This window comes from Rhizobium sp. BK289 (genome assembly GCF_014193575.1).
GTDB classification, from domain to species: Bacteria; Pseudomonadota; Alphaproteobacteria; order Rhizobiales; family Rhizobiaceae; genus Rhizobium; species Rhizobium tropici_C.
In genome coordinates this window covers 103,600-130,586 of record NZ_JACHZO010000011.1, presented here as the reverse complement: position 1 = coordinate 130,586, position 26,987 = coordinate 103,600, and the positions used below count along the sequence as shown (strand labels likewise).

Below are 26,987 nucleotides of genomic sequence, written 5' to 3'. Positions count from 1 at the left end.
GAATGCGATGGCGAGAAAGCTGGATTCCCAGGGGCGGCTTGACGATGCGGCACGAGCCGGATGGCTCTATTACGTTGCCGGCCGGACTCAGGACGAGATTGCGGTCGCAATGGGAATCTCTCGCCAATCGGCGCAGCGTCTGGTATCGCTCGCCGTTGCTGAACGGTTGATCAAGGTGCGGCTGGATCACCCGATCGCCGCCTGCCTGGAATATGCTGCGGCGCTGAAAGCAAAATTCGGTCTTCGTCATGTCGATGTCGTGCCGAGCGATCCGGATAGCACATCGTCTACCATCGGCATCGCCGAAGCCGGGGCAGCCGAAATCGAGCGCTGGCTGCGGCGTAGCGATCCGATCGTATTGGCGATCGGCACGGGGCGCACGCTGAAGGCCGCGGTCGACCAACTGCCGGCCATCGAATGTCTGCAGCACCGGGTGGTGTCGTTGACCGGCAATATCGGCCCGGATGGTTCAGCCGCCTATTACAACGTCATTTTCAGCATGGCCGACGTCGTCAAGGCGCGACATTTTCCGATGCCGCTGCCGGTGCTGGTATCGTCGGCCGAAGAACGCGAACTCTTGCATGCGCAGGCGCTGGTACGCTCGACGCTGGATATCAGCGCCCAGGCCGATGTGACCTTCGTCGGTATCGGTGAGATGGGCATCGAAGCGCCGCTCTGTCTCGATGGCTTCCTCGAGAGAGAGGAGATGCTGGCGCTCATGAACCGCGGCGCTGCCGGCGAGATCTGCGGCTGGCTTTTCGATGGCGATGGCAAGCTCATGCCTGATGATGTCAACGATCGCGTCGCCAGCGCGCCGATCCCGTCCCGGGACACCTGTTCCGTCATTGGAATCGCCAAGGGAAGACGCAAGTTCGAGGCGATCAAGGCTGCGGTTATTGGCCGGCAAATCAACGGGTTGATCACCGACGAGGCAGTTGCTGAATTTTTGCTCAGGGATTGAGCAAAAAATTTTTCTATAAAAACAAAGAGATGGGTTTCTTGCTCGGCAATGCAGCAACGAATCTGCATTGACATTTTGTCGCAATGAGCGAGTAATTGCCCACGAGCAAAGCGAATGCTCATTTTTAGTCTTCTGGGAGGAAGATATGAAATTGAAAACTTTATTGCTGAGCGCCTGCTCGGCGCTGATGTTTGCCGGCCTGGCGTCCGCAGAAACCCTCACCATTGCGACGGTCAATAACGGCGACATGGTTCGTATGCAGAAGCTTACGGACGATTTCAAAGCCAAGAACCCCGGCATCGACCTGCAATGGGTCACGCTCGAAGAAAACGTATTGCGCCAGAAGGTTACGACCGACATCGCTACCAAGGCCGGCCAGTACGACGTGCTGACCATCGGCACCTACGAAGTGCCGATCTGGAGCAAGCTCGGCTGGCTCGCGGCGCTCGACAAGCTTTCCGCCGACAAGGACTATGCGGTGGATGACCTTCTCCCGGCCATTCGCAGTGGTCTGACCACCGACGGCAAGCTCTATGCAGCACCGTTCTATGGCGAAAGCTCGATGGTGATGTATCGCAAGGACCTGTTCGAGAAGGCCGGCCTCAAGATGCCGGACGCCCCGACCTGGGACTTCGTCGCCGATGCAGCCCGCAAGATCACCGACAAGGACCATGAAGTCTACGGCATCTGCCTTCGTGGCAAGGCAGGCTGGGGCGAGAACATGGCGTTCCTGACGGCCATGTCGAATTCGTTCGGCGCCCGCTGGTTCGACGAGAAGTGGAAGGCACAGTTCGACCAGCCGGAATGGAAGGACACGCTGAGCTTCTACGTCAAGCTCATGAAGGATGCCGGCCCTCCGGGCGCTTCTTCCAACGGCTTCAACGAAAACCTGGCCCTGTTCCAGTCCGGCAAATGCGGCATGTGGATCGACGCGACGGTTGCAGCCTCCTTCGTTTCCGATCCGAAGGAATCGAAGGTCGCCGACAAGGTCGGCTTCGCTCTGGCTCCGGATAAGGGCCTCGGCAAGCGCGGCAATTGGCTCTGGGCATGGAACCTCGCCATTCCGGCTTCCTCGAAGAAGACCGAAGCGGCGGAGAAGTTCATTTCCTGGGCCACCAGCAAGGAATACACCAACCTTGTGGCACAGAAGGAAGGCTGGCTGAACGCACCTCCCGGCACCCGCACGTCGCTCTACGCGAATGCGGACTACCAGAAGGCCGCGCCTTTCGCGAAGATGACGCTCGACTCGATCAACTCGGCTGATCCGACGCATCCGACCGTCAAGCCGGTTCCCTATGTCGGCGTCCAGTTCGTCGCCATTCCTGAATTCCAGGGCATCGGCACGGCTGTCGGCCAGCAGTTCTCGGCTGCTCTCGCCGGCCAGATCTCCGTCGATCAGGCGCTGAAGGCTGCCCAGCAGCTGACGGAACGCGAAATGAAGAAGGCCGGCTATCCGAAGTAAGGGCCTTCGAAGCTAAGGAAAGCAGCGCCCCCTCTCGAGCGCTGTTTTCCCCTAGGCCGCCGAGCGCCGAACTGCCCTTGGCGGCCCCTTTTGTTTCAGCCGGTCCGCGGCCATCCCCTCCTTAAAAAGATAGGTCGGTACTTGCCATGGCAACGTTGCACACCCGTTCCACCGCCCGCGTCATGATGGCGCCTTCGGTTCTGCTTCTCTTCGCTTGGATGATCGTCCCGCTCGTGATGACGATCTATTTCTCGACGCTGAACTACAATCTGCTGAACCCCGGCACGCATGATTTCATCGGCTGGCTCAACTACGAATATTTCATCAGCGACCCGGCCTTTGTGAGCTCTCTGATCGTGACGCTGCTGCTTGTCGGCGGCGCGCTGCTCATTACCGTCATCGGCGGCATTGCGCTGGCGCTCCTTCTCGATCAGCCGATCTTCGGCCAGGGCATCGTGCGCATGCTGGTGCTCGCACCCTTCTTCGTGATGCCGACCGTCGCCGCCCTCATCTGGAAGCACATGTTCATGAACCCGGTGAACGGGCTCCTGGCGCATCTCTTCAAATTTTTCGGGCTCGATCCGCTGACCTGGCTGGAGACGGTTCCGCTGCTGTCGATCATTATCATCATCGCCTGGCAATGGCTGCCTTTCGCGACGCTTATCCTGCTGACGGCCCTGCAGTCGCTGGATGAGGAGCAGAAGGAAGCCGCCGAGATGGATGGCGCCGGGCCGGTTTCGAAGTTCATCTACATCATCCTGCCGCATCTGGCCCGCGCCATCACCGTCGTGATCCTGATCGAGACGATCTTCATGCTGTCGGCCTTCGCCGAGATCCTCGTCACCACCAATGGCGGGCCGGGCACGGCGACGACGAACCTCACTTATCTCGTCTATTCGCAGATCGTTCTGTCGCAGGACGTCGGCGGCGCATCGGCGGGCGGCATCATCGCCGTCATACTCGCCAATATCGTCGCGATCTTCCTGATGCGTGCGGTCGGCAAGAATCTGGAGGCTTGAGATGGCACGCAAGATCACCACGCAACGCAAGATCGTCGTATCGCTCGCCGCCTGGGTCGTGGCGCTCCTCATCTTCTTTCCGATCCTGTGGACGATCCTGACGAGCTTCAAGACGGAGGGCGATGCGATTGCCTCGCCGCCGCAATTCCTCTTCTTCCACTGGACGCTGGAGAATTATTTCGAGGTGCAGTCGCGCTCGGATTACTTCCTCCACTTCGGCAATTCGGTCATCATCGCCTTCGGTTCGACCATTCTCGGCCTGCTCGTCGCGGTACCTGCCGCCTGGGCCATGGCATTCTCGCCGACCAAGCGGACCAAGGATGTCCTGATGTGGATGCTGTCGACGAAGATGATGCCGCCGGTCGGCGCCTTCATCCCGATCTATCTGCTGTTCCAGAGCTTCGGTCTCCTGAACAACCAGTTCGCCAGCCGGCTGGGCATGGTGATCGTCCTGATGCTCATCAACCTGCCGATCATCGTCTGGATGCTCTATACCTACTTCAAGGAAATCCCCGGCGAGATCCTCGAAGCCGCCCGCATGGACGGTGCCACGCTGGCAAAGGAAATCATCTACGTCCTGACGCCGATGGCGATCCCCGGCCTTGCCTCGACGATGTTGCTCAACATCATCCTCGCCTGGAACGAAGCCTTCTGGACGCTCAATCTCTCCGCGGTCGACGCCGCACCGCTAAGCACCTTCATCGCCTCCTACTCCAGTCCGGAGGGCCTGTTCTATGCCAAGCTTTCGGCGGCATCGACCATGGCGATCGCTCCGATCCTGATCCTCGGCTGGTTCAGCCAGAAACAACTCGTTCGCGGCCTCACCTTCGGCGCGGTTAAGTAAGGAAGACAAGCATGGGTAGCATTGTTCTCAAGCAAGTTTCCAAGGTCTTCGGCGAAGCCAAGGTCATCCCTTCCATCGACCTCGAGATCGACAATGGCGAGTTCGTCGTGTTCGTCGGCCCGTCGGGCTGCGGCAAGTCCACGCTGCTGCGCCTGATTGCCGGCCTCGAAGACGTCTCCGGCGGCCAGATCATGATCGACGGCAAGGACGGCACCAATCTGAAGCCATCCGACCGAGGCCTTGCCATGGTGTTCCAGTCCTACGCGCTCTATCCGCATATGAGCGTGCGCAAGAACATCGCCTTTCCGCTGAAGATGGCGGGCATGCCGCAGGCGGAGATCGACAAGAAGGTGGCGGATGCCGCGCGTGTCCTCAACCTGACCGATTATCTGGAGCGCAAGCCGCGCCAGCTTTCCGGCGGCCAGCGCCAGCGCGTCGCCATCGGCCGCGCCATCGTGCGCCAGCCGGCGGCCTTCCTCTTCGACGAGCCTTTGTCGAACCTGGACGCAGCGCTGCGCGTCAACATGCGCCTCGAGATCAGCGAGCTGCACCAGCAGCTGAAGACGACGATGGTCTACGTGACGCACGATCAGGTGGAAGCCATGACCATGGCCGACAAGATCGTCGTGCTCAACCGCGGCAATATCGAGCAGGTGGGCTCGCCGCTGGAGCTCTATCGCAGCCCGCGCAACCTCTTCGTCGCCGGCTTCATCGGCTCGCCGAAGATGAATTTCGTCAAAGGCGCCTATGCCCAGAGCCTTGGCGGCGACACGATCGGCGTTCGTCCGGAGCATGTCGTGCTGTCGACCAGCTCTGGCGACTGGCAGGGCAAGGTACTTGTGGCGGAACATCTCGGCTCCGACACCTTCCTGCACATCGACGTCGACGGGATCGGCACGGTGACGGCACGCGGTTCGGGCGATTTTCCGGCTCGGGCTGGCGATACCGTCTACCTAACGCCGGACAAGGCGCATATCCACCGGTTCAATGCCGAGGGGCTTTCGATCTGAACCCGAGTCAGGGCCGTGTGCGCTTTTGCGAGCATGGCCGATTGCATTTCTCCCGGGCCGCATCCTGCGATCTCCGCGGACGGGCAAGCCTATAGCCGGTGCGGCTTTCCCAAGTCGTCCGGAGCCAGAGACCTTCAAAAGGACCAGAGACATGACGTGCAAATTATCGCTCGCAACTCTTCAGCAGGCGGCTGCAAAGGCGGCCATTCCTGCTTACGATCCGAAATCGCTTTCGGCGGGCATCGTGCATTTCGGTGTCGGTAATTTCCATCGCGCCCATCAGGCTGTTTATCTCGACGATCTTTTCAATGCCGGAGAAGCCCATGACTGGGCGATCATCGGTGCGGGTGTGCTGCCGTCCGATGCGGCCATGCGGGAAAAGCTCGCAGCCCAGGATTTTCTGACGACCGTCGTCGAGCAGGACAATAATCGCACGGCCGCGCGCGTGACCGCGCCGATGATCGACATCCTGCCGGTCGGCGATGCCAAGGCCATCATCGCCAAGCTTGCCGATCCGACGATCCGCATTGTTTCGATGACGATCACCGAAGGCGGCTACTTCATCGACGCCTCGGGCAAGTTCAATCCCGCCCATCCGGCGATCGTGGCCGACGGGCAGAACCCGGATGCGCCGAAGACGGTGTTCGGCCTGATCGTCGCAGGTCTCAAGGCGCGCCACGCGGTCGGCCTGCAGCCTTTCACCGTCATGTCCTGCGACAACATCCCCCACAATGGCGGCGTCACCAAAGCCGCCGTGGTCGGTACGGCGCGGCTTTCCGATCCGGCCTTTGCCGACTGGATCGCCGCGAACGTCGCCTTCCCGAACGGCATGGTCGACCGCATCACGCCGGCGACCGGCGCGCGTGAAGTCGACCTGCTGAAAGAAGCCTTCGATATCGAGGACAACTGGCCGGTGTATTGCGAAGAGTTCAAGCAATGGGTGCTGGAAGACAACTTCCCGGCAGGACGTCCGGCGCTGGAAAACGTCGGCGTGACCTTCGTTCCCGACGTGACGCCCTATGAGCACATGAAGATCCGCATTCTCAACGGCGGCCATGCGGCGATTGCTTATCCGGCGGCGCTGATGGATATCCATTTCGTGCATGAAGCCATGGAAGAGCCGCTGATCCGCGCCTTCCTCGCAAAGCTCGAAAACGACGAGATCATCCCCGTCATCCCGCCGGTACCGAATACGGTGCTTGCGGATTACTTCAAGCTGATCGAGCGGCGCTTCTCCAATCCGAAGATCGCCGATACCATCCCGCGTCTGGCGCAGGACGGCTCCAACCGCCAGCCGAAATTCATTCTGCCATCGACAGCCGACCGTCTCCGTCGCGGCGAGGATATCGTCGGTCTCGCACTCGTTTCCGCTCTCTGGTGCCGCTATTTCGCCGGCAAGAGCGACAGCGGCAAGGAGATCGTCTTCAACGATGCCAGCGCGGATCGGCTGCATGCAGCAGCCCTCAAGGCAAAAGACGATCCGAATGCCTTCCTGGTCTTCAATGATATTTTCGGCGATGTCGCCAAATCCGATCTCTTCCGCAAGCGCTTCGCGCATGCACTGAAAACGCTGTGGGAAAAGGGTACCCGCGTCACCCTGCAGCTATACTTGGACAACAAACTCGCGGAATGATTTTCAAGCGGCCGGACTTCTCCTGTTCCGGCCGTTTTCCATTGCCGTGCCGGGTTTCCAGCCGGCGGGACAGCAACAGAATTCAGGTTGGATCTGTGATGGCGGATGCGGGAACAGGGCTCCTAATCTTCGACTGCGATGGTGTGCTTGTCGACAGCGAGCCGCTGTCGGTCAGTGTGCTCATCCAGGCGATGCATGATGTCGGCATCGAGATGAGCGAGGAAGATGTCTACAGCCGCTTCCTCGGCAAGAGCCTGGCGACGCTCGTCGACACGATGCAGACGGAGTTCGACGTCTTCATCGACCAGGCATTTCTCGATCGCATCCGCAACGATCTTTACGAGCGCTTCAAGCACGAGCTGAAGCCGATCGACGGCATTGCAGCGACACTGGATGTGCTCAAGCTTCCGCGCTGCGTCGCCTCATCGAGCCAGCTGGAGCGCATCCGTCTCTCGCTCGGCGTGACCGGCCTTCTCGACAGATTGGAGCCGAATATTTTCAGCGCCAGCATGGTCAAGCGCGGCAAGCCCGCGCCGGATCTCTTTCTCTATGCGGCGGAAAAAATGGGCGTGCCGCCGAAGGATTGCATCGTCGTGGAGGACAGCCCGGCGGGGATCACGGCAGCCCGCGCGGCCGGCATGACGGTCTTTGCCTTCACTGGTGGTTCGCATGCTCATTCGCCGAGTTACCGGGCGGAACTGGAGCAGCTCTCGCCCGAGGTCGTGTTTGACGCGATGCCGGAATTGATACAACTTGTCCGCAACAAGACATAAGTGGGCGGGACCTCTTTTGCATGCGTGATCACGTGGTTGCGGTCGATATCGGCACAGGCAGCGCACGCGCTGGTGTCTTCACCGCGGGCGGTTCACTGCTGGGTAAAAGCGAACATCCGATCCTGATGAATCGCCCGCGTGAAAACCACGCCGAGCATGATTCCGAAAATATTTGGGCCGCCGTCTGCACCGCGGTTCGCGGAGCCGTGAAAGCATCCGGCGTTGCCGCATCCGCCATCGGAGCGATCGGCTTCGATGCGACCTGTTCGCTGGTCGTGCGCGATCGCGATGGCGGGCAACTCACCGTTTCCACCTGTGGCGAGAAGAGATTCGATACCATCGTCTGGCTCGATCACCGCGCGCTTGCCGAGGCGGATTATTGCACGGCGACGAAGCACGAGGTTCTCGATTATTCCGGCGAGTTCATGTCGCCCGAAATGGAAATGCCCAAACTGATGTGGCTGAAGGAGAACCTGCCGGAAAGCTGGGCCGAGGCCGGTTATTTCTTCGACCTTGCGGATTTCATGACATGGAAGGCAACCGGCTCGCTTGCCCGGTCGCGCTCCACCCTGGTGGCGAAATGGAACTATCTCGCCCATCGCGAGCCGAGCTGGCAGGCCGATTTTCTCAACGTGATCGGCCTTGGCGACCTGTGCGAGCGCGGTAGCCTGCCTGAAGAGAGTGTCGCAGTGGGCGGAAGCATCGGCACATTGACGGCCGACGCGGCTGAAGCGCTGGGGCTCGATCGCGCCTGTCATGTCGGCGCGGGCCTGATCGATGCCTATGCCGGCGCGCTGGGTGCGCTTGCCGCCCATGCCGGCGATGCCCGCATGTTGGAACATCAGCTGGCGCTGATTGCCGGAACCTCGAGCTGCGTCGTTTCCTTTGCACGCGAGCGCAAGCGCAGCACGGGCATGTGGGGTCCTTATTACGAGGCGGTCTTCCCAGGCATGTGGCTTGCCGAGGCCGGACAGTCGGCAACGGGTGCGCTGCTCGATCATATCGTCAGCATGCATGCGGCCGGCGGACCGCCAACGGCGGCGCTGCATGACCGCATCGTCCGGCGGATCGCCGAACTGCGGCTGGAGGAGGGCGATTCGCTCGGCGGACGCATCCATGTGCTGCCCGATTTTCACGGCAATCGGTCACCGCTTGCCGATCCGCATGCATTGGGCGTCATCAGCGGCATGACGCTGGACGCTTCCTTTGATGGTCTCTGCCGGCTCTACTGGCGTACCAGCGTCGGCATTGCGCTCGGCATTCGTCACATCCTGGAGCGGATGCGGGACTACGGCTATGTGCCCGACACGCTGCACGTGGCCGGCGGCCACGTGAAGAATTCGCTGCTCATGGAACTCTATTCCGACGTGACGGGCTGCAAGGTCGTGATCCCGAAAATGAACGAGACCGTGCTTTTGGGCACGGCGATCGCCGCTTCCGTCTCCTGCGGCCTCTATGAAAGCCTGGGGGCTGCGGGCGCTGCGATGTATCCGGGCGGTCACGAACGGCTTCCAAACGCGGGAAAGAAGGCATTCTACGACCGCGATTACCGGCGCTTCCTTGCCATGTACCGCCACCGTGCGGAACTGGACGCCATGGAATAGAATGGCTTACCGGAGCGGCGCATGGGCAAACATGCCTTGTAGCTCTTCTATGCGGCGAGTTCTGGTTTCCGCGGTCTCGCCAGCTGCCTGAATGACGGCGACGGCCAGATATTCGAGCAGCGACATCATGGCCGTGAGATTTTCGCGGCTGTTAGCCCGCTGCGGTGGCAGGGACAGGGTGACGTTTGCGAATTCATGTGCCCATTCGGTAAACTGGCCTGTCACCAGCAGTACCTTGCATCCGGACCGGCGCGCGGAGCGGGCGAGCAGGCGGGACGAAACAAAGCGCGGTGAATCGATGATGACGAGCAATCCGTCTTTGGATCGCTCGCCGAACAGTTCGATATAGCTGCCATTGGCCCCGTCGAGAAACAGGACCTGATCCCGGGCAAAGGCCAGGCGGTCGGAGAAATGACGCCCAATTCCCGCAAGGCTGGGATGGGCGGCGACGAAGACATTGTCGGAGGACAGGATGGTCGTGGTCGCCTCCTGCCACTGCGGCTGGCCGGCGAGGTTGTAGATATGCTGCAGCATTTCGACCTGCTCGGCGATCTGGGCCGCAAGCGGACGGCCTTCGCTGGCGTCCCTCTGAAGCTGTTCGAGAATGTTAGGCAATTGTGACGTAAGCGTTGGCGCATTTTCCTTGAGATGCACCTTGATCCCATCCAGGCCGTGATAACCAAGGGACCGCAGGAACCGCCCTACCGTCATTGGGCTGAGCTCCAGCCTGTCGGCGACCGAAGAGGCCGTTTCGAACGGTAGTTCATTTAGATGCTCTGAGAAATACTTAGCAATTCTTCGTTCGGCAGGAGTGCCGATCTTGATATATTGTCTAAGTTTCTGGCTAAGGTCTTCCAATTTTTCACGCCTCGTCGATGGTCTTTCCGATGTTCGGTTGCGCCAATTCCTGGTTCAATCGCTCATTCAAATCTAATCGAGCGGCTGGTCTTGTTTCGATTGTTGTTCTTAATGTGGCGAACAGGATATATTACTGTAAAATATATTACAATAATTCAAATTTTTAATTGAACGTATTTCGTACACCGACGCGAGATATTGATATTGATGCAACCACTTCCTAGGTGTCCACTTGCCATCAAAAGAGGTCGACCGAATGATTGTTCTTGCTGCGCGTCTTTCCCTTGCCAATCTCTTTGCGCCGGAGACGCGCAAGGTTTTCTGGAAGGTCCTGGGCCTGACTTTGCTGGCGCTGGTCGCGCTGTGGTTTGCGCTGCGGGGCGCGTTCAATTCCTTCATCCTGCCCTGGCTGCAGGGCTTCATGCCATCGACGGCCGACTGGACGGGCTGGCTTACGCTCTTCCTTGCCATTTTCGCGGGGATTGCATTGGCTCTGGCGATGGCGCTGCTGATTTCGCCGGTGACGGCACTGATCGCCGGCCTGTTTCTTGATGATGTCGCCGAAGTTGTGGAAAAGCGCGACTATCCCGGCGATGCGCTCGGAACGGCGATGCCGCTCGTTGCGGCGATGAAGAGTTCCGTGCGTTTTCTCGGCGTCGTCATCGTCGGCAACATCGTGGCGCTGTTTCTGCTGTTCATTCCGGGCGTCAACCTCGTCGCCTTCTTCCTAGTGAACGGCTATTTGCTTGGCCGCGAGTTTTTCGAATTCGCCGCCATGCGCTTCCGCTCGCCGGACGAGGCGCGGGAATTCCGGGTCAAGCACGCTTTGACGGTCTTCCTTGCCGGCCTGGTGATTGCCGCCTTTCTGGCGATCCCGTTTCTCAACCTGCTGACGCCGCTGTTTGCAGCGGGCATGATGGTGCACCTGCACAAGCTGATCTCACACAGGGAGACAGGCCTGCGGTCAAGACAGGCTTAGCCTGCCGCTTCCGCTCCGATGACCTGGGGCGGAAGTTCGATCAGAGGAGCGGGTATGTCGCAGGTCTTTTCCGGCGAGCGACAGAGGTCGGCAATGACGCAGCGTTCGCATTCCGGTTTGCGCGCCTTGCAGACATAGCGGCCATGCAGGATCAGCCAATGGTGGGCATGGTAGAGATATTGATCAGGAATGATCTTCATCAGCCGCTGTTCGACTTCATCGGGGGTCTTGCCGGGCGCCAGTAGCAGCCGGTTGGCGATGCGGAAAATATGCGTATCGACGGCCATCGTCGCCTGGCCGAAAGCCATGGAGAGCACGACATTTGCGGTCTTTCGGCCAACGCCGGGCAGGGTTATCAGCTCTTCGCGCGTTCGTGGCACTTCGCCGCCGAAATCTGTGATCAGCTTTTCGGACAGGGCGACGACGTTCTTGGCCTTGTTACGGTAGAGGCCGATCGTCTTGATGTATTCGCGGATGCGCTCCTCGCCGAGGTCGAGCATCTTCTGCGGCGTATCAGCGATGGCGAAGAGGGCGCGCGTCGCCTTGTTGACGCCGGCATCGGTTGCCTGTGCCGATAGCGCCACGGCGACGACGAGCGTGAAAGGGTTGACATGCTCCAGCTCGCCCTTCGGCTCCGGCCGCTGGACGGAGAAGCGGCGGAAGATCTCTTCAAGGTCTGCCTTGGAATAGAGGCTCTTTCCGGTCGGCTTGCGGCCTGCGGTCGCATTTGACTTTTTCGCGGTTTGGGCGCTGGATTTGATCTTGGGATTTGCCATGAACGACCTATACTCAACTCCTATGACGGAACGCAACGCCGATAGGGCGGCAGAGGGCAACAGGCCGGTCTTCGCTGCCGAATTGTTCCCTCATCGCTCGCTGGGGCGAAAGGGGTTCAGGGTCATGCTGGCCTTGGCGGGCGGCTTCTGTCTCGTCTACAGCGTCCTGTTCATCCTTCGCGGCGCCTGGCCGATCGGCATCTTCTTCGGCGCCGATCTCTTCCTGCTCTATGGCGCCTTCTGGCTGAATTACCGTTCGGGTCGCGTGCGCGAAGAGGTGACGGTATCGCGCACCAATGTTTCCATCCGCAAGTTCTCGCCGACGGGCCGCATGGTGGAGCACGATTTCAATCCGTTCTGGACGCGCTTCCTCGTTCGCCGCCACCGCGAGATCGGGGTCGTATCGATGCATGTCCGCGACAGGAGCCACGATACCGATGTCGGCTCCTTCCTCAATCCGGAGGATCGTGAGAGTTTTGCCAAAGCCTTCAAGCGTGCCTTGGCGACCGTGACACAACGGATATGAGCGGCCTACCCAAACCGGCGATATCGCATTTTTGCAGAGAGACCACTTAGGCAAGAAACGGGTGGTTTTAGCCCTCTTGCCGTGGTTTTCTCCTTTCCAAGGAGAAAGATCATGAATGCGATTGCACAGCTGAAGAAAGACATCACCCCGGAAGGTCACGATTACGACACCGTGCGGGAGGTTATCGAGCTCATCACCGAGGAATATCGCGACCAGCCGTCGCTGGAGATGCTCGCCGAAAGGCTCGGCCAGTCGCCGACTCAGCTGCAGAAGACGTTTACGCGCTGGGCTGGGCTGTCGCCCAAGGCGTTTCTCCAGGCCGTTACGCTCGATCATGCCAAGCGGCTCCTGCGCAAGGAGGATCTGCCGCTGCTCGAAACGTCCTTCGAGGTCGGCTTGTCCGGCCCCAGCCGACTGCACGATCTTTTCGTCACGCATGAGGCGATGTCCCCGGGCGAATGGAAGGCGAGGGGCAGCGGCCTGGTGATGCGCTATGCGTTCCACATCTCGCCCTTCGGTCTCGCCTTGATCATGGTCACGGATCGCGGCCTTGCCGGTCTCGCCTTCAGCGATTCCGGCAATGAGAAGGCTTGCCTCGCCGACATGACCTGCCGCTGGCCGAATGCCGAGTTCATCGAGGATCCGAACGCAACGGCACCTTATGCGGCCCGCATCTTCGAGCGCTCGAACTGGTCAAGCGACCAGCCGTTGCGTGTCGTATTGATTGGCTCGGATTTCCAGCTTCGGGTCTGGGAAAGCCTGTTGAAGATCCCGATGGGCCGCGCGGTGACCTATTCCGACATCGCCAAGGATATTGGCCAGCCGACGGCGATGCGGGCCGTGGGCGCAGCTGTCGGCCGCAATCCGATCTCTTTCGTCGTGCCCTGCCACCGTGCGCTCGGAAAGAACGGTCAACTCACGGGATATCACTGGGGGCTGACGCGCAAGCGGGCGATGCTGGGATGGGAGGCGGGGGATGCTTGAGGGGGTGTGCCTTCGGAAGCCCTGAGTTTACCATGCCTGCGCTACCCCCCTCTGTCGCTATCGCGACATCTCCCCCACAAGGGGCGAGATTGGTAATTCGCGGCGGCCTCTCGCTTCAAAGCAAATATTGCGCCTGCGGAAATTGCAATTGCTGAACATTCGGTAGCGCGAGCCACAAACTCCCAACGATCTCCCCCTGTGGGGGAGATGTCCCGACAGCGACAGAGGGGGGTATGCACCCTCCGCGAACTCAAATGCCATGGCTCACGCCGCCTTCGCTATCGCCATCTGCAGCAGCGCCTTGGCAGCGCTCTCATCCGTAATCAGCGTATTGCAGCCGATGCGCTTGATGGTGGCGCTGATCGCCTGGGCGCGGTGGGCGCCGCCGGAGGAGATCACGATGTGCTTTGCCTTTTTCAGCGTATCGAGATCGACCGACATGACACGCTTGTTGATCGGGTGATCGACGGAATTGCCCTCGGCGTCGAGGAAGTTGAACATGGTGTCGCAGACGCAGCCCATGTCGATCAGCTCTTCCAGTTCCCGCTTCGAAATGAAGCCTTCCGACAAGGAGGTCGATTGCGGGCCGATATCGCCGCAGCTGACGATGGCGAGATCGAGGTTTTCCGCCAGCCGGTAAATCGCTTCGAGGCCGCATTTCTCGATGAGATTGCGCTTGGTCTCGACGGAGTCGACGAGAAGCGGCGCCAGGAACATATAGCATTCGGCACCCAGCTGGCTTGCCAGGCGCCACGTATAGTCGATCGGGTTTGTCTGGTGGACGGCGACGATGCCGCCAAGCAGGGAAACCACCTTGCAATTGTCGCGGCGGGTCGGGCGGAAGCTTGCGAGCGAAGCCGTCATCGTCCGGCCCCAGCCGACGCCGATCGTATAATTGTCGGGGATGGCCTCCGTCAGGAACTGGCCGAGTGCCAGGCCGACGCTCTTCGCCTGCGCGTTCACGTTGCCGCCAGCAGGCTCTGGAACGACGATCGCCTCGTCGAGTCCATAGGTGCGCTCGAGCTTGATTGCCAGTTCGACGCAATCATCGATGCCTTCGGTGATCCAGATCTGCACCTCGGCACGGCGCATGGCCTCGTCGAGCAGGCGGATGACGGTGGTACGGCTGATGCCCAGCTGTTCGGCAACGTCCTTCTGCGTCAGGCCCTGATTGTAATAGAGCCAAGCGGCGCGAAGCCTCAGGGACGAGGTTTCCGAATAGGCGGTATGGGTTCCGCGTCTCAGTTTGGCCACGGGTCCTCCGGCAGGATTGTCGCATGCGCCGTTTAACGTCATGATCCGCCCAGAATGCGAAATATTGTTATGGCGGACGACAGGAGCAGGCGAGATCGGCTCTTCTGCTGCCGATATTCTATGACGTGAAACTTATGTCAATCGAATTGCACAAATGTCCTTGACTTTTCCGTGCGGGATTGCTGATAGTCGGTGGTGAGGAATTCGGTCTTGTCCAATCGAGGAGGACAATGTGCAGATGCTGCTCCGAGCAAGCGCCAGGCCGGACAGGGAGCCATATAGGGCGCCCGGTGCCGGCGAAAAGCCTGTTTTCGGAAGGTTGTCTCCTCATCGCTCAGCCGTTCACCGGAAATGGAACTTTCGCGCTTTTTATCCCGTTACCGAAACATAGGAGAAGGAAGGCTGCATCCCTGACGCCTTCAAGTCCGTCCGACGAAAAGATCGGATCTGCTGCCCGACATCTCCCATCCAAATGGGCCTCATTCAACAAGGATACCTGTTATGACTTCCAAGCTTGATCAACTCCGCGCCATGACGACGGTCGTGGCCGATACCGGCGATATCGAGGCAGTCGCTCGCCTGAAGCCGGTGGATTGCACCACCAACCCGACCATCGTGCTGAAGGCGCTTGGCACGCCGATGTTCGCCGACGCGATCAAGGAAGCCGTTTCCTGGGGCAAGAAGCAGGGCGGCGCCTCCGAAGCCGTCGTTGCCGCAGTTGCCGACCGTCTGGCGATCTCAGTCGGCGCAGCGCTCTCCGGCCTCGTTCCCGGTCGCGTCTCCACCGAAGTCGATGCCGACCTCTCCTTCAACACGGAAGCATCGCTTGCCAAGGCCCGCGCCATCATCGCCGCCTACAAGGAGCGCGGCATCGAGCGTGACCGCATCCTGATCAAGCTCGCCTCCACCTGGGAAGGCATTCGCGCCGCCGAAGTGCTGCAGAAGGAAGGCATCGACTGCAATCTGACGCTGCTCTTCAGCAAGGCCCAGGCGATTGCCTGCGCCGACGCCAAGGCGTTCCTGATCTCGCCCTTCGTCGGCCGCATCCTCGACTGGTACAAGAAGTCGACGGGCAAGGACTACACGGCCGAGGAAGATCCGGGCGTCATCTCGGTGCGCGACATCTACCATTACTACAAGGCCAACGACATCAAGACGATCGTCATGGGCGCCTCCTTCCGCAACACCGGCGAAATCGAAGCGCTGGCCGGCTGCGACCGTCTGACGATCAGCCCGAACCTGCTCGACGAGCTCTCCAAGGACGAAGGCAAGCTGGAGCGCAAGCTCTCGCCGGAGCCCAAGGGGTCGGTCGAAAAGATCGCCGTCGACGAGAAGACCTTCCGTTGGATGATGAACGAAGACGCAATGGCGACCGAGAAGCTCTCCGAAGGCATCCGCGCCTTCGCCAAGGACCTGGTCGCGCTGCGCACCATGGTCAGCAAGGAGCTGCAGCTCGCTGCCGCTTGAGGCGACTTGGCTTCCCCTCTTATGAGATGCGTTGTTAGAGAAGGGGTGCCGCAGGGATGCGGTGCCCTTTTTTGTTTTGGAAGATATGTCAGGGACTTCGCGCTTGCGGCACAGGTGCCGCGCACACAAATGCGCGATGGCCTACCGAAGAAACTCCGCCCTGACCTTCTCCGACTGCCCGCCGATCGTCGGCGCCGCTAGCCCATTTTTGGCTCGAACACCATTCACGCGGATGGGGCTAGCCGTCGTGCGCAGGGAAGTGCCGTCATCACGGGTTACCGTCTGCAGTATATCGAGCTGGCGGAAGGCGGCACTTTGCAGCAATTTCGGCCAATCCAGCACCTCCGCCGCCCAGATATCGGCCGGTTCCAGAATGGCGAGCCATTGCTGAACCGTCTTTTCGCGCAGGCGGCTGGCGATCATGCTCTTGATCTCGTCCCGATGCTGGAAGGCATCATCCGGCGCGTAACCGGCAAGCGCGGGCAGATCGAGCAGCGGCGCGAGTTTCGCGAGTGGCATCATCGCGATCGCCAGCCAGCCGTCGGCGCAGCGATAGACGCCATACGGCGCCGCGAGATAGGCGTGCGCATTGCGCACGGCGGATTTCTTCGGCAAGCGGCCTCCGTCGTTCAGGTGCGTGGTCAGCACTTCGAACTGAAAGTCGACCAGCGCCTCCAGCAAGCTCGTCTCTACATGTACGCCGCGGCCGGTGACGCCGCGCCGTACAAGGCCGGCGAGGATGGCCTGGACCAGGAGATTGCCGGCCAACATGTCGGCGATCGCAAGGCCGAACGGCACAGGCCCGTCATCCGCCTCGCCATTCAGCCACATGACGCCGGAGCGGGCCTGGGCCAGGAGATCCTGTCCGGGGAAATGTCGCCATTCATTGTCGGGGCCGTATCCGGTGATGCTGCCATAGACGACACGGGGATTGATCGCGGCAACGGCGGCATAGTCGAGGCCAAGCCTTTCGATGACGCCGGGGCGGAAGTTCTGGATGACGACGTCAGCCTTGGCGATCAGCGCGCGCAGTTCCTGCAGATCGCCCTCATCCTTCATATTGACCGCAAAGCTCTCCTTGCCGCGATTGATGGCGTGAAAGAGCGTGGAGTCGCCGCCGATCTCGGTGTCGCTCAGATAAAGCCGGCGGCAGAGATCGCCGCCATCGGGTCGCTCGATCTTGATGACGCGCGCGCCGAGATCGCCGAGCCGGAGCGCCGCCATCGGGCCGGCAAGAAACTGGCTCATATCCAGTACGATGATGCCGGAGAGCAGGCCCTCTTCGTGCTCGTTATTCATGTCGGACTTTCAGCGGCGGCGCGTCCGCCGGCCGACCGTTCCTGTAACGCACGGTCTGGATGTGCTCGCAATAGAGTACCAGCTCGCCTTCGCCCTTGAAAACTTCGTAAGAAGAGCGGATCAGGCCGAGCTCGGCATAATTCGGCTGCTTATCCAGATTGGTGCGGATGGTGTATATCGTCTCACCGATGAAGGTGGGCTTGATGAAGCGCAGCTTGTCGTAGCCATAGGAAAAGGCGTTGACGCAATTGGTGGCGACAAGCCCGAGGCCGGCGGAAAAGACGAAGGCACCGGCAACGAGCCGCTTGCCGAACAGGCCTTCGGTTTCGGCGAAGATCTGATCGCTGACGTAAGGATGCATATCAAGGACGAGCGCGTTGAACTGCTGTGACTCGCCTTCGGAGATCGTGCGGCGCAGCGAGCGTATCCTGTGGCCTATCTCGAAATCCTCATAGAACCAGTTCTCCGCGTTCCAAACGGGGATTTCGGCGTGATCGGCCGGCATGGTTTTCGGATGGGTGCTGGAGACGCCGACGGTGGCGGTCATGACATCGTCTTTCGGAAGAAACGCGCCTGGTCTCAGAGAGACCAGAGGCGCTTGGCATTCAGATGATAGAGCCGATTGCGTTCGTCGTTACTTACGCCTTGCATCAGAGTGTGGGTGGCGGCGACCCAGGTGGAGAGATTGCCGCCGAGCGTGCAGACCGGCCAGTCGCTGCCCCAGATGACGCGATCCCAGCCGAAGCTTGCGATGCAATGTTCGACGAAGGGACGCAGCGTTTCCGGCGTCCAGCTGTCCGGATCGGCATAGGCGACGACGCCGGAAATCTTGACGATGACATTCGGGCGCTTTGCCGCTTCTGTGATCCCCGCTGCCCAGCTTTCGCTGAAGCCATCCTTCACCGCCGGTACGCCGCAATGGTCGAGGACGAAGCGGATGTTGGGATTGAGGTCGATGAGTACGAGCGCCTTGGACATCTGATGCGGTAGGACACAGAGATCGAAGGTGAGCGGCGTGCCACCGAGCTGTTTCAGGTTCTCGCGGAAGAGGGCGCCCTCGGAGACGTCATCTGGCACGACATGCAGTACACGACGGAAACCTTTGACGAAGGGATCGGCGAGTACGCGTTCGAGATAGGCGGGAAAGTTCGTGCTTTCAGGGCGGCAGGCGGCGATGGCACCCCTGAGGAGGCTGCCGGGCTCACGGCTGAGGTCTTTGACGTAATCGGTTTCCCGCTCGATATCATCCTCGGCGACGTCGACCTCCATGTGAAGCGTATCGGTGATCCCGAGGCGCTTGGCCTCGCGCGCATAGTCTTCATAGAGGCTGTCGCGATTGAGCGTGCCGGCGCCGGCCAGCCAGGGATAGGCGAGACGGTTCCGGTCGACGATGTGCAAATGGCTGTCGAAGAGCATGGTGATCCTCCCATACCTGCTTGCTCAACATATACTCACAGAAGAATAGTTTATTCAAATAAAAATTACAGCTCGGCCTTATCGACCGTGCCGGCCACGGTTTCGGAGATCTCTTTTGCCGCTTCGCGGACATATTCGACCACCTGCTCGCGCGTAGGCGCCTTCGGGTTCACTGGCTCGATATAGGGGCAGGTGAGGGCGGCAAGCGCGTTGCCGTCCATCGCCAGCACGGGCGCGGAAATATTGTGTACGCCGCTCGTCTGCAGGCTGCTCATGGTTTCGAAGCCCTTTTCACGGATTGCCGCGAGCTTTTCCTCGAGATCTGCGGGCGGCTCCTCCGGATCCTGTTCCTGGCGTCTCTGCTCGTTGATCATCATCTGGCGCTGCTTTGCATCCCGGAATGCCAGAAGAATATGGCCGGAGCCGGTATTGTAGAGATTGATCTGCGCGCCGACGCGGATGGAGATGCCCCAATAGGTGGGAGAATCCTGCTGGGCAATGACGATCACCGAGCCGCGGTCGTAGATCGCCAGATGGCAGGCCTGCTCGGCACGGTTGGAGAACTCACGCATCAGCGGGGTCGCGAAGGAGACGAGGCGGCGCACCGGTGCATGATAATGCGCGAGCCCGAAGAGCTTCAGCGTCAGATAGAAGCGATCGCCATCCTGACGCTGTACGTAGCCGCGCCGCACAAGGCGATCGAGCATGCGATAGAATTCGTTGGGGCTCTTGTTGAGCGCCTTGGCGATTTCCGCCTGCGTCAGGCCACCATCGATCCTTGCCAGCAGCTCCAGAATGTCGAGCCCCTTGTCCAGCGCCGGCGCGCGGTAGCGGTCACTGTCGTCTTCTACGCTCATCAACAAGCCCCTATGCGAAGAAACATGAATCATCATTCATATATGAATGAAGACATTTTACAAGCGCGCGATCGCAGCTTGACGGCCAATGAATAAGATGTTTACTTATAAATCATCGATCCATATTTGGGTCGGGAGGACAATCGGACAAGGGTCCGGTCTCAGGGGAGGAACTTCGATGAGGAATTGGAAGGCCGGTCTTGCTGCCGGCATGATGGCATTGCTGGCGGGTACTTCGGTCTTCGCCGCCGATCTGCCGGGCAAATTTAAGGGTGTGACGATCGACGCCAAGCTCATCGGCGGCCAGCAATATGAGCCGCTTTATGCGCGCATCGCCGAGTGGGAGAAGGAGACGGGTGCCAAGGTCAACATTCTCTCCAAGAAGAACCACTTCGAACTCGACAAGGAAATCAAATCCGATATGGCATCGGGCAGCATCTCCTGGTGTGTCGGCTCGAACCATTCGTCCTTCGCGCCGCAGTATCCCGACCTCTACACCGACCTCGGCAAGCTGCTGCCGAAGGAAGAAATCAGCCAGTTCGTCGATTCGACCATCCAGGCCTCGACCATCGACGGCCGCCTGATCATGCTGCCGCGTGCGCAGTTTGACGTTTCGGCGCTCTACTATCAGAAGAGCCTCTACAAGGACGATGCCAAGAAGACGGCGTTCAAGGCGAAGTACGGCTACGATCTGGCGCCCCCGAAGACCTGGAAGGAAGTCTCAGATCAGGCGATCTTCTTCTCCAACCCGCCGAACTTCTTCGGCACGCAATTCCCCGGCAAGGAAGAGGCGATCAACGGCCGCTTCTATGAAATGCTGGTCGCCGAAGGCGGCGAATATCTCGACAAGGACGGCAAGCCTGCCTTCAATTCCGAAGCCGGCGTGCGCGCGCTCGACTGGTTCGTCAACATGTACAAGGCCAAGGCCGTTCCGGCCGGCACGACCAACTATCTGTGGGACGACCTCGGCGCCGGCTTCGCCTCCGGTTCGATCGCCCTCGATCTCGACTGGCCGGGCTGGGCAACCTATTTCAATGACCCGAAGTCTTCGAAGATCGCCGGCAATGTCGGTGTCGTCGTGCAGCCCGCCGGTTCCTCCGGCAAGCACACCGGCTGGTCCGGCCATCACGGCTTCTCGGTCACCGAAGCCTGCGCCCACAAGGATGCTGCCGCCTCGCTCGTCTGGTTCCTGACGAACGACGATTCGCAAAAGCTCGAAGCCGCCAACGGCACGCTGCCGACCCGCAAGGCGGTCTGGGATTGGGATATCCAGCAGGCGGCTTCCGATCCTTACAAGAAGGAAGTGCTGAGCACCTTCCAGGAAGCCATGAAATATGCCTTCCCGGTTCCGCGCACGCCACAATGGATCGAGATTTCCAACGTCGTTTATCCTGAGCTTCAGGCCGCGATCCTCGGCGACAAGAGCTCGAAGGAAGCGCTCGATGCCGCTGCTCAGAAGGCAACCGATGTCCTGAAGGACGCCGGCGCGCTCTAAGCGGTGCAATTGAAGCCCCGCGCCTTCAAGAGCGCGGGGCTTCCGCAATCTGACTTCGAGAATCGCTTTCGATCGGCACCGCTAGGCGCCATCCGCGTTGCCGGTTTTCTGCCGGGTCTCGTCCCAAGCAATTCATTCCACGCAGTCCGGGCCACGCTGCCGAGGAATGCCGACAGGTGCAAACCATGCTCAAAAGAATATCTCCACCGGTCCTGCTTCTTCTTCCGGCGATCATCGTCCTGGCGGCGGTGGTTCTGTTTCCGCTGCTGCTCTCCTTCTATTCCAGCTTCACGCCGTTTCGCCTGACGCGGCCGGCCACACTCTTCACCTTCATCGGTCTGCGCAACTACATGCGCATCCTTTCGGATCCGGTGTTCCTCGCCGCCTTCGTGCGCACCGTGGTGCTTTTGACGATCGCGCTCAATCTGGAAATGCTGCTTGGCCTCGGATTGGCTTTGCTGGTCAACAAGGCGACCTACGGCAAGCGCGTGCTGCGCACGCTGATGATGTTCCCGATGATGTTTTCGCCCGTTCTCGTCGGCTTTCAGTTCAAATTCATGTTCAACGACAATGTCGGCATTATCAACAATGCCCTGCAATCCCTGGGCATTACCGAGACGGCCATTCCCTGGCTGATCGATGGCAATCTGGCATTGTTTTCCATCGTCATTGCCGAAGTCTGGTCGTCGACGTCGGTCTTCGCGATCCTGATCCTAGCCGGTCTGCTTGCCATGCCGCAGGAGCCTGTCGAGGCCGCCAAGGTCGATGGCTGCACCAGCTGGCAGACCTTCCGCTACGTCACCTGGCCATTCCTGATGCCGTTTGCCTTCATCGCCATGACGATCCGCTCGCTCGACGTCGCCCGCGCCTATGACATCGTCAAGATCATGACCGATGGCGGGCCAGCGCGGCGCACGGAGCTGATCTGGACGCTGGTCGGGCGCACCGCTTATGCCGATGCGCAGATGGGGCTCGCCAATGCCATGGCCTATGTCTCGATCATCCTGTCGATCGTCTTCACCGTCTATTTCTTCCGTAAGCTGGCGCTTGCCCGCACCCAGATCGGAGCGGAGTGGTAATCATGGATCGCAACGCTCAACAACGCCTGCAGCGCCGCCTCTGGAAGGTCGCCTATCTCATCGGCCTCTTCCTCGCGATGCTTATCATCTGCCTGCCCGGTTTCTGGATCGTCATCAGCTCGCTACGGCCGACCGTGGAAATCATGGCGAAACCGCCGGTCTGGATCCCGCAGGAGCTGTCGCTGGAAGCCTATCGCGCCATGTTCAGCGGCGTCGGGCAGGGCGGCATTCCCGTCTGGGATTATTTCCGCAATTCGCTCATCATCTCCGTCACCTCGACCGCCATTGCGCTCGTCATCGGCATGTCCGGCGGCTATGCCTTCGCTCGCTTTCGTTTCGCAGGCAAGTCGGCCGTATTCCTCGGGCTGATGCTGACGCGTTCCGTGCCCGGCGTGGCGCTATCGCTGCCGCTCTTCATGGTCTATGCGCGGCTCGGCATCATCGACACGCATTTCGGCCTGATCCTCACCTATGTCGCACTGAACGTGCCCTTCACCATCTGGCTGATCGACGGCTTCTTCCGGCAGGTGCCGAAAGATCTCGCCGAGGCCGCGCAGATCGACGGCTGCACCCGCTGGCAGGCTTTCTGGCAGGTGGAATTTCCACTTGCCGGCCCGGGTATCGCATCGGCCGGCATCTTCGCCTTCCTTACCTGCTGGAATGAATATGCTCTCGCCTCGCAGCTGACGCGTTCCGTCGATTCCAAGACGCTGCCTGTGGGCCTGCTCGACTACACGGCCGAGTTCACCATCGACTGGCGCGGCATGTGCGCACTGGCGGTCGTGATGATCATTCCGGCGCTCGCTCTCACTTTCATCATTCAGAAGCATCTGGTGTCGGGTCTGACATTCGGTGCGGTCAAAGGTTGATCTCCATGGCTCAGGTTTCCCTCAAAAAACTCGTCAAGCGCTACGGCGCGCTGGAAATCGTCCACGGGATCGATCTCGACATCGCGGACAAGGAGTTCATCGCGCTCGTCGGCCCGTCCGGCTGTGGCAAGTCGACGACGCTGCGCATGATCGCCGGCCTGGAGAATGTCTCCGACGGCACGATCGAGATCGGCGATACGGTCGTCAACGACCTGCCGCCGCGCGACCGCAACATCTCCATGGTGTTCCAGTCCTACGCGCTCTATCCACATATGACGGTGCGCGAGAACATGGGCTTCTCGCTGAAGATCGCCAAACAGCCGCAGGCCGAGATCGACCGGCGCGTCAACGAGGCCGCTGCTATTTTGAGCCTCGAAGCGCTGATGGATCGCCGCCCGGCGCAGCTTTCCGGCGGCCAGCGTCAGCGCGTTGCCATGGGCCGCGCCATCGTGCGCCAGCCAGAGGTCTTCCTCTTCGACGAGCCGCTATCGAACCTCGATGCCAAGCTGCGCACGCAGATGCGCACCGAGATCAAGAAACTGCATGCGAAGGTGCAGTCGACGGTGGTCTACGTGACGCACGATCAGGTCGAGGCCATGACGCTGGCGGACCGCATCGTCATCATGCGCGATGGCCACATCGAACAAGTCGGCACGCCGGACGAAGTGTTCAAGCGGCCCGCCACCCGCTTCGTCGCCGGTTTCATCGGCTCGCCACCGATGAATATCGAAGAGGCGACGCTGAAGGCAGGCGAACTCACCTTCAAGAACGGTGATCGTCTGCCGCTGCCGAACCAGTTTGCCGGAAGGGTCAGGGAAGGAGAAAAGGTCGCCTTCGGTCTCAGGCCCGACGATATCTTCCCGACCGGCCACGGCCTGCATTCCGGCGTGGAATCGGCTGTCTACGAGCTGACCTTGCCGGTTGCCATCACCGAACCGCTCGGCAATGAAACGCTCGTCTTTGTCGAATTCGCCGGGCGCGAATGGGTGACGCGCATGCTCAATCCGCGCGCGCTGAAGAGCGGCGAACGGCTGAAGATGAGCTTCGATCTTAGCCAGGCACATCTCTTCTCCGCCGATACCGGCAAGAGCCTGGCAAACTGAGGAATAGCTCCCATGGCACGTATCGAGAAAATTGAACTGCGCATGGTCGACCTGCCGCCGAAAGTGAAGCGGACGGATGCGATCCAGAGCTTCGTCAGCCAAGAGACGCCGATCGTCACCATCACCGACAGCGATGGGGCAGTCGGCACCGGCTACAGCTATACGATCGGCACCGGTGGCTCGTCCGTCATGCGGCTGCTTTCCGACCATCTGGTGCCGCTGCTGATCGGCGAGGATGCCGATTGCATCGAGGCGATTTGGCACAGACTGGAATTCGCCACGCATGCTACGACGATCGGTCCCATTACGGCACTGGCGCTTGCGGCTGTCGATACCGCGCTTTGGGACCTGCGGGCCAAGAAGCAAGGTCTGCCGCTCTGGAAGCTTGCCGGCGGCGCTAGGGATCGTTGCCCGCTCTATACCACGGAAGGCGGCTGGCTGCACATCGAGAAGGAAGCCCTGGTCGAAGACGCCCTGCAGGCGAAGGCCAAGGGCTTTTCCGGCTCGAAGGTGAAGATCGGCAAGCCGCATGGCTCCGAGGATTACGACCGGCTGGCCGCGATGCGTCTGGCACTCGGCTCCGGCTTCGAGATCATGACCGACTGCAATCAGGGCTTCACCGTCGATGAGGCGATCCGGCGGGCGGCACGCTTGAAGGAACTGGACCTTGCCTGGATCGAGGAGCCGCTGCCGGCCGACGATCTCGATGGCCATATCCGGCTGACCCGATCGACGCCGACGCCGATCGCGGTGGGCGAATCCATGTATTCGATCCGGCATTTCCGCGAATACATGCAGAAGGGCGCCTGCTCGATCGTGCAGGTGGATGTCGCCCGCATCGGCGGCGTCACGCCCTGGCTGAAGGTGGCGCATGCGGCCGAAGCCTTCGACATTCCCGTCTGCCCGCATTTCCTGATGGAGCTGCATGTCAGCCTCACCTGCGCCGTGCCGAACGGCAAATATGTCGAATACATCCCGCAGCTCGACGACTTGACGACGAAGGGCATGGACATCGTCGATGGCAAGGCGGTGGCCCCATCAGAGCCCGGCATCGGCATTGCCTGGGATTGGGAAGCGGTGAAGGCGCGCTCGATCGGCGAATTCACCCGGGAAATTCACGGCTGAGGAGGAGCTTGCCATGCAGCGGATGGGAATGGTGATCGGCCTGGAGCCGGCCAAGGTGGCGGAATACAAGGCACTGCATGTGGCCGTCTGGCCCGAGATCCTGGCGCTGATCTCAGACTGCAACATCACCAACTATTCGATCTTCCTGAAGGAGCCGGAAAACCTGCTCTTCGGCTATTGGGAATATGTCGGCACGGATTTCGAGGCCGATATGGCCAAGATGGCTGCCAACCCGAAGAACCAGGAGTGGTGGTCCTTCTGCATACCCTGCCAGAAGCCCTTCGAGACCCGCAAAGAGGGCGAGTGGTGGGCCATGATGGAGGAGGTGTTTCATCATGATTAGGGATTGGAGTGGAACGGACCGCGAAGCGGTCACCTCCCCCTTGAGGGGGGAGGTCGCGCGGAACGCGCGGGTGGGGGTGATGCTCCGGGCGCATAGCGCTGCCGTTTTCGCACGAGGAGGGATCACCCCACCCCGGACCTTCGGTCCGACCCTCCCCCTCAAGGGGAGGGTGTCGTGACCTTCGATCCCAAATCCTTGCGCCAATGGTGGCCGATGCCGTCGCATCCTCGCTCCATCGTGATCTTCGGTGCCGGCAGCATCGTCGGCGACGCGCATCTTCCGGCTCATAAGCAAGCCGGCTTTCCGGTCGCGGGTCTTTACGATCCGAACGCCGAGAAGGCGGCGGCGCTGGCTGCTCGATGGGGCATTCGAGTTTTCGCCTCCGAAGCGGAGGCCCTTGCTGTCAAGGGCGCGATCTTCGATCTGGCGACGCCGCCGGCAGCGCATGCGACGATCCTTTCGAAATTGCCGCGCGGTTCCTTCGCGCTGATCCAGAAGCCGATGGGCAGTGATCTTGCCGGCGCCTCCGAAATCCTGCGGATCTGCCGCGAGCGGGATATCAAGGCGGCCGTCAACTTCCAGCTTCGCTTCGCGCCGATGATGCTGGCGCTCTACGATGCGGTGAACAAGGGCTATCTCGGCGAGGTCGTCGATTTCGACGCATGGCTGGCGCTTGCAACACCCTGGGGACTCTGGCCGTTCCTGAAAGGCCTGCCGCGGATCGAGATCGCCATGCACTCGATCCACTATCTCGATTTCATTCGCGGCTTGCTCGGCAATCCGCGAGGCGTTCATGCCAAGACCATCGGCCATCCCAATCACGATGTCGCGCAGACGCGGACGGCGGCGATCTTCGATTATGGTGACAAGGTTCGCTGCGTGCTCTCGGTCAATCATGACCATGATTTCGGCCGCAAGTTCCAGGCCTGCGAGTTTCGCATTTCCGGCACCAAGGGCGCTGCCTACGTCAAGCTCGGCGTCAATCTCGACTATCCCAGTGGCGAGCCGGACGAGCTGTGGATCCGCCCTGCCGGCGGCAGCGATTGGGTCGAGGTCAAGCTGGAGGGCGCCTGGTTCCCGGATGCCTTCGTCAATCGCATGGCCAACCTGCAGCGCTTCGCATCCGGTGAGGATCAGGAGCTGATCGGCTCGGTCGAGGATGCCTGGCAGACCATGGCGCTCGTCGAGGCCGCCTATCAGTCTAGCACCTTGCCGGCGACACCGATCGCGGAACTCCCAAAGGTTTGAGCA

26 protein-coding genes are annotated in these 26,987 nt (G+C 60.5%); 19 read left to right on the top strand and 7 right to left on the bottom strand.

What is annotated here, in order from left to right; all coding sequences use genetic code 11:
* Positions 1-7 precede the first annotated feature (7 nt).
* The 8 genes from FHT84_RS21455 to FHT84_RS21420 all read left to right on the top strand — a co-directional run bounded on the left by FHT84_RS21455 (position 8) and on the right by FHT84_RS21420 (position 9,306).
* Positions 8-961 carry a sugar-binding transcriptional regulator gene (locus tag FHT84_RS21455; protein ID WP_145644441.1) on the top strand — a complete coding sequence of 318 codons (954 nt, stop codon included), beginning with the start codon at positions 8-10 and terminating at the stop codon, positions 959-961.
* A gap of 145 nt (positions 962-1,106) precedes the next feature.
* Positions 1,107-2,423 (top strand): sugar ABC transporter substrate-binding protein, encoded by a 1,317-nt coding sequence (locus FHT84_RS21450; RefSeq protein ID WP_112343203.1) that lies wholly within the window; start codon positions 1,107-1,109, stop codon positions 2,421-2,423.
* 146 nt (positions 2,424-2,569) lie between these two features.
* A complete protein-coding gene (locus FHT84_RS21445; protein ID WP_112343204.1) occupies positions 2,570-3,442 on the top strand; it encodes a sugar ABC transporter permease in 873 nt (290 codons plus the stop codon).
* 1 nt (position 3,443) lies between these two features.
* Positions 3,444-4,286 (top strand): carbohydrate ABC transporter permease, encoded by an 843-nt coding sequence (locus FHT84_RS21440; RefSeq protein WP_112343205.1) that lies wholly within the window; start codon positions 3,444-3,446, stop codon positions 4,284-4,286.
* 11 nt (positions 4,287-4,297) lie between these two features.
* The gene (locus FHT84_RS21435; protein ID WP_145644442.1) at positions 4,298-5,296 is read left to right on the top strand and encodes an ABC transporter ATP-binding protein; all 999 of its coding nucleotides are present in this window, start codon (positions 4,298-4,300) and stop codon (positions 5,294-5,296) included.
* A gap of 151 nt (positions 5,297-5,447) precedes the next feature.
* Positions 5,448-6,929 (top strand): mannitol dehydrogenase family protein, encoded by a 1,482-nt coding sequence (locus FHT84_RS21430; RefSeq protein ID WP_183764743.1) that lies wholly within the window; start codon positions 5,448-5,450, stop codon positions 6,927-6,929.
* Positions 6,930-7,027: 98 nt separating this feature from the next.
* The gene (locus FHT84_RS21425; protein ID WP_145644444.1) at positions 7,028-7,702 is read left to right on the top strand and encodes an HAD family hydrolase; all 675 of its coding nucleotides are present in this window, start codon (positions 7,028-7,030) and stop codon (positions 7,700-7,702) included.
* Positions 7,703-7,722: 20 nt separating this feature from the next.
* A complete protein-coding gene (locus tag FHT84_RS21420; protein ID WP_145644445.1) occupies positions 7,723-9,306 on the top strand; it encodes an FGGY-family carbohydrate kinase in 1,584 nt (527 codons plus the stop codon).
* A 6-nt stretch (positions 9,307-9,312) separates the two neighbouring features.
* On the opposite strand, the gene FHT84_RS21415 is transcribed toward FHT84_RS21420, so the two are convergent.
* Positions 9,313-10,164 carry a MurR/RpiR family transcriptional regulator gene (locus tag FHT84_RS21415; protein WP_145644446.1) on the bottom strand — a complete coding sequence of 284 codons (852 nt, stop codon included), beginning with the start codon at positions 10,162-10,164 and terminating at the stop codon, positions 9,313-9,315.
* 256 nt (positions 10,165-10,420) lie between these two features.
* Here FHT84_RS21415 and FHT84_RS21410 point away from each other — a divergent pair, with 256 nt between their 5' ends.
* Positions 10,421-11,143, top strand: a complete 723-nt coding sequence (locus tag FHT84_RS21410) for a sulfate transporter family protein (RefSeq protein WP_145644447.1) — start codon at positions 10,421-10,423, stop codon at positions 11,141-11,143.
* On the opposite strand, the gene nth is transcribed toward FHT84_RS21410, so the two are convergent.
* Complete coding sequence (gene nth / locus FHT84_RS21405) at positions 11,140-11,919, bottom strand: endonuclease III (protein ID WP_145644448.1); 780 nt, start codon at positions 11,917-11,919, stop codon at positions 11,140-11,142. The genes FHT84_RS21410 and nth overlap by 4 nt on opposite strands.
* A 22-nt stretch (positions 11,920-11,941) precedes the next feature.
* On the opposite strand from nth, the gene FHT84_RS21400 reads away from it, so the two are divergent.
* Positions 11,942-12,445, top strand: coding sequence for a DUF2244 domain-containing protein (locus tag FHT84_RS21400; protein ID WP_145644570.1), 504 nt, complete (start codon positions 11,942-11,944; stop codon positions 12,443-12,445).
* Between the two features lie 111 nt (positions 12,446-12,556).
* Entirely contained in the window at positions 12,557-13,429 is an 873-nt protein-coding gene (locus FHT84_RS21395; RefSeq protein WP_113249529.1) for a bifunctional helix-turn-helix domain-containing protein/methylated-DNA--[protein]-cysteine S-methyltransferase, read from the top strand.
* A 264-nt stretch (positions 13,430-13,693) separates the two neighbouring features.
* Here the strand turns inward: FHT84_RS21395 and FHT84_RS21390 are convergent, their stop codons facing one another.
* Complete coding sequence (locus FHT84_RS21390) at positions 13,694-14,683, bottom strand: sugar-binding transcriptional regulator (RefSeq protein WP_113249530.1); 990 nt, start codon at positions 14,681-14,683, stop codon at positions 13,694-13,696.
* Positions 14,684-15,184: 501 nt separating this feature from the next.
* Between FHT84_RS21390 and tal the strand changes: the two genes are divergently transcribed.
* Positions 15,185-16,150 (top strand): transaldolase, encoded by a 966-nt coding sequence (tal, locus tag FHT84_RS21385; RefSeq protein WP_112343216.1) that lies wholly within the window; start codon positions 15,185-15,187, stop codon positions 16,148-16,150.
* A 141-nt stretch (positions 16,151-16,291) separates the two neighbouring features.
* Here the strand turns inward: tal and FHT84_RS21380 are convergent, their stop codons facing one another.
* From FHT84_RS21380 to FHT84_RS21365, 4 genes are all read right to left on the bottom strand, one after another.
* Entirely contained in the window at positions 16,292-17,449 is a 1,158-nt protein-coding gene (locus tag FHT84_RS21380) for a CaiB/BaiF CoA-transferase family protein (protein ID WP_113249531.1), read from the bottom strand.
* Positions 17,442-17,996, bottom strand: a complete 555-nt coding sequence (locus FHT84_RS21375) for a MaoC family dehydratase (protein ID WP_113249532.1) — start codon at positions 17,994-17,996, stop codon at positions 17,442-17,444. Before FHT84_RS21375 ends, FHT84_RS21380 begins: the two co-directional genes overlap by 8 nt.
* A gap of 32 nt (positions 17,997-18,028) precedes the next feature.
* Complete coding sequence (locus FHT84_RS21370) at positions 18,029-18,865, bottom strand: amidohydrolase (RefSeq protein ID WP_113249533.1); 837 nt, start codon at positions 18,863-18,865, stop codon at positions 18,029-18,031.
* A 65-nt stretch (positions 18,866-18,930) separates the two neighbouring features.
* A complete protein-coding gene (locus FHT84_RS21365; protein WP_112343220.1) occupies positions 18,931-19,722 on the bottom strand; it encodes an IclR family transcriptional regulator in 792 nt (263 codons plus the stop codon).
* Positions 19,723-19,900: 178 nt separating this feature from the next.
* Between FHT84_RS21365 and FHT84_RS21360 the strand changes: the two genes are divergently transcribed.
* The 7 genes from FHT84_RS21360 to FHT84_RS21330 all read left to right on the top strand — a co-directional run bounded on the left by FHT84_RS21360 (position 19,901) and on the right by FHT84_RS21330 (position 26,984).
* Positions 19,901-21,217 carry a sugar ABC transporter substrate-binding protein gene (locus FHT84_RS21360; protein WP_113249534.1) on the top strand — a complete coding sequence of 439 codons (1,317 nt, stop codon included), beginning with the start codon at positions 19,901-19,903 and terminating at the stop codon, positions 21,215-21,217.
* 185 nt (positions 21,218-21,402) lie between these two features.
* Positions 21,403-22,296: a sugar ABC transporter permease gene (locus tag FHT84_RS21355; RefSeq protein ID WP_112343222.1), complete on the top strand. Its 894-nt coding sequence runs from the start codon at positions 21,403-21,405 to the stop codon at positions 22,294-22,296.
* Positions 22,297-22,298: 2 nt separating this feature from the next.
* On the top strand, positions 22,299-23,165 hold the full coding sequence (locus FHT84_RS21350; protein WP_095435887.1) for a carbohydrate ABC transporter permease: 867 nt from the start codon (positions 22,299-22,301) through the stop codon (positions 23,163-23,165).
* Positions 23,166-23,170: 5 nt separating this feature from the next.
* The gene (ugpC, locus tag FHT84_RS21345) at positions 23,171-24,268 is read left to right on the top strand and encodes a sn-glycerol-3-phosphate ABC transporter ATP-binding protein UgpC (RefSeq protein ID WP_183764746.1); all 1,098 of its coding nucleotides are present in this window, start codon (positions 23,171-23,173) and stop codon (positions 24,266-24,268) included.
* Positions 24,269-24,280: 12 nt separating this feature from the next.
* Positions 24,281-25,393, top strand: a complete 1,113-nt coding sequence (locus tag FHT84_RS21340) for a mandelate racemase/muconate lactonizing enzyme family protein (protein WP_113249536.1) — start codon at positions 24,281-24,283, stop codon at positions 25,391-25,393.
* A 13-nt stretch (positions 25,394-25,406) separates the two neighbouring features.
* A complete protein-coding gene (locus FHT84_RS21335; RefSeq protein WP_113249537.1) occupies positions 25,407-25,736 on the top strand; it encodes an L-rhamnose mutarotase in 330 nt (109 codons plus the stop codon).
* 213 nt (positions 25,737-25,949) lie between these two features.
* Positions 25,950-26,984 carry a Gfo/Idh/MocA family oxidoreductase gene (locus FHT84_RS21330; RefSeq protein WP_113249556.1) on the top strand — a complete coding sequence of 345 codons (1,035 nt, stop codon included), beginning with the start codon at positions 25,950-25,952 and terminating at the stop codon, positions 26,982-26,984.
* The last annotated feature ends 3 nt before the right edge of the window (positions 26,985-26,987 follow it).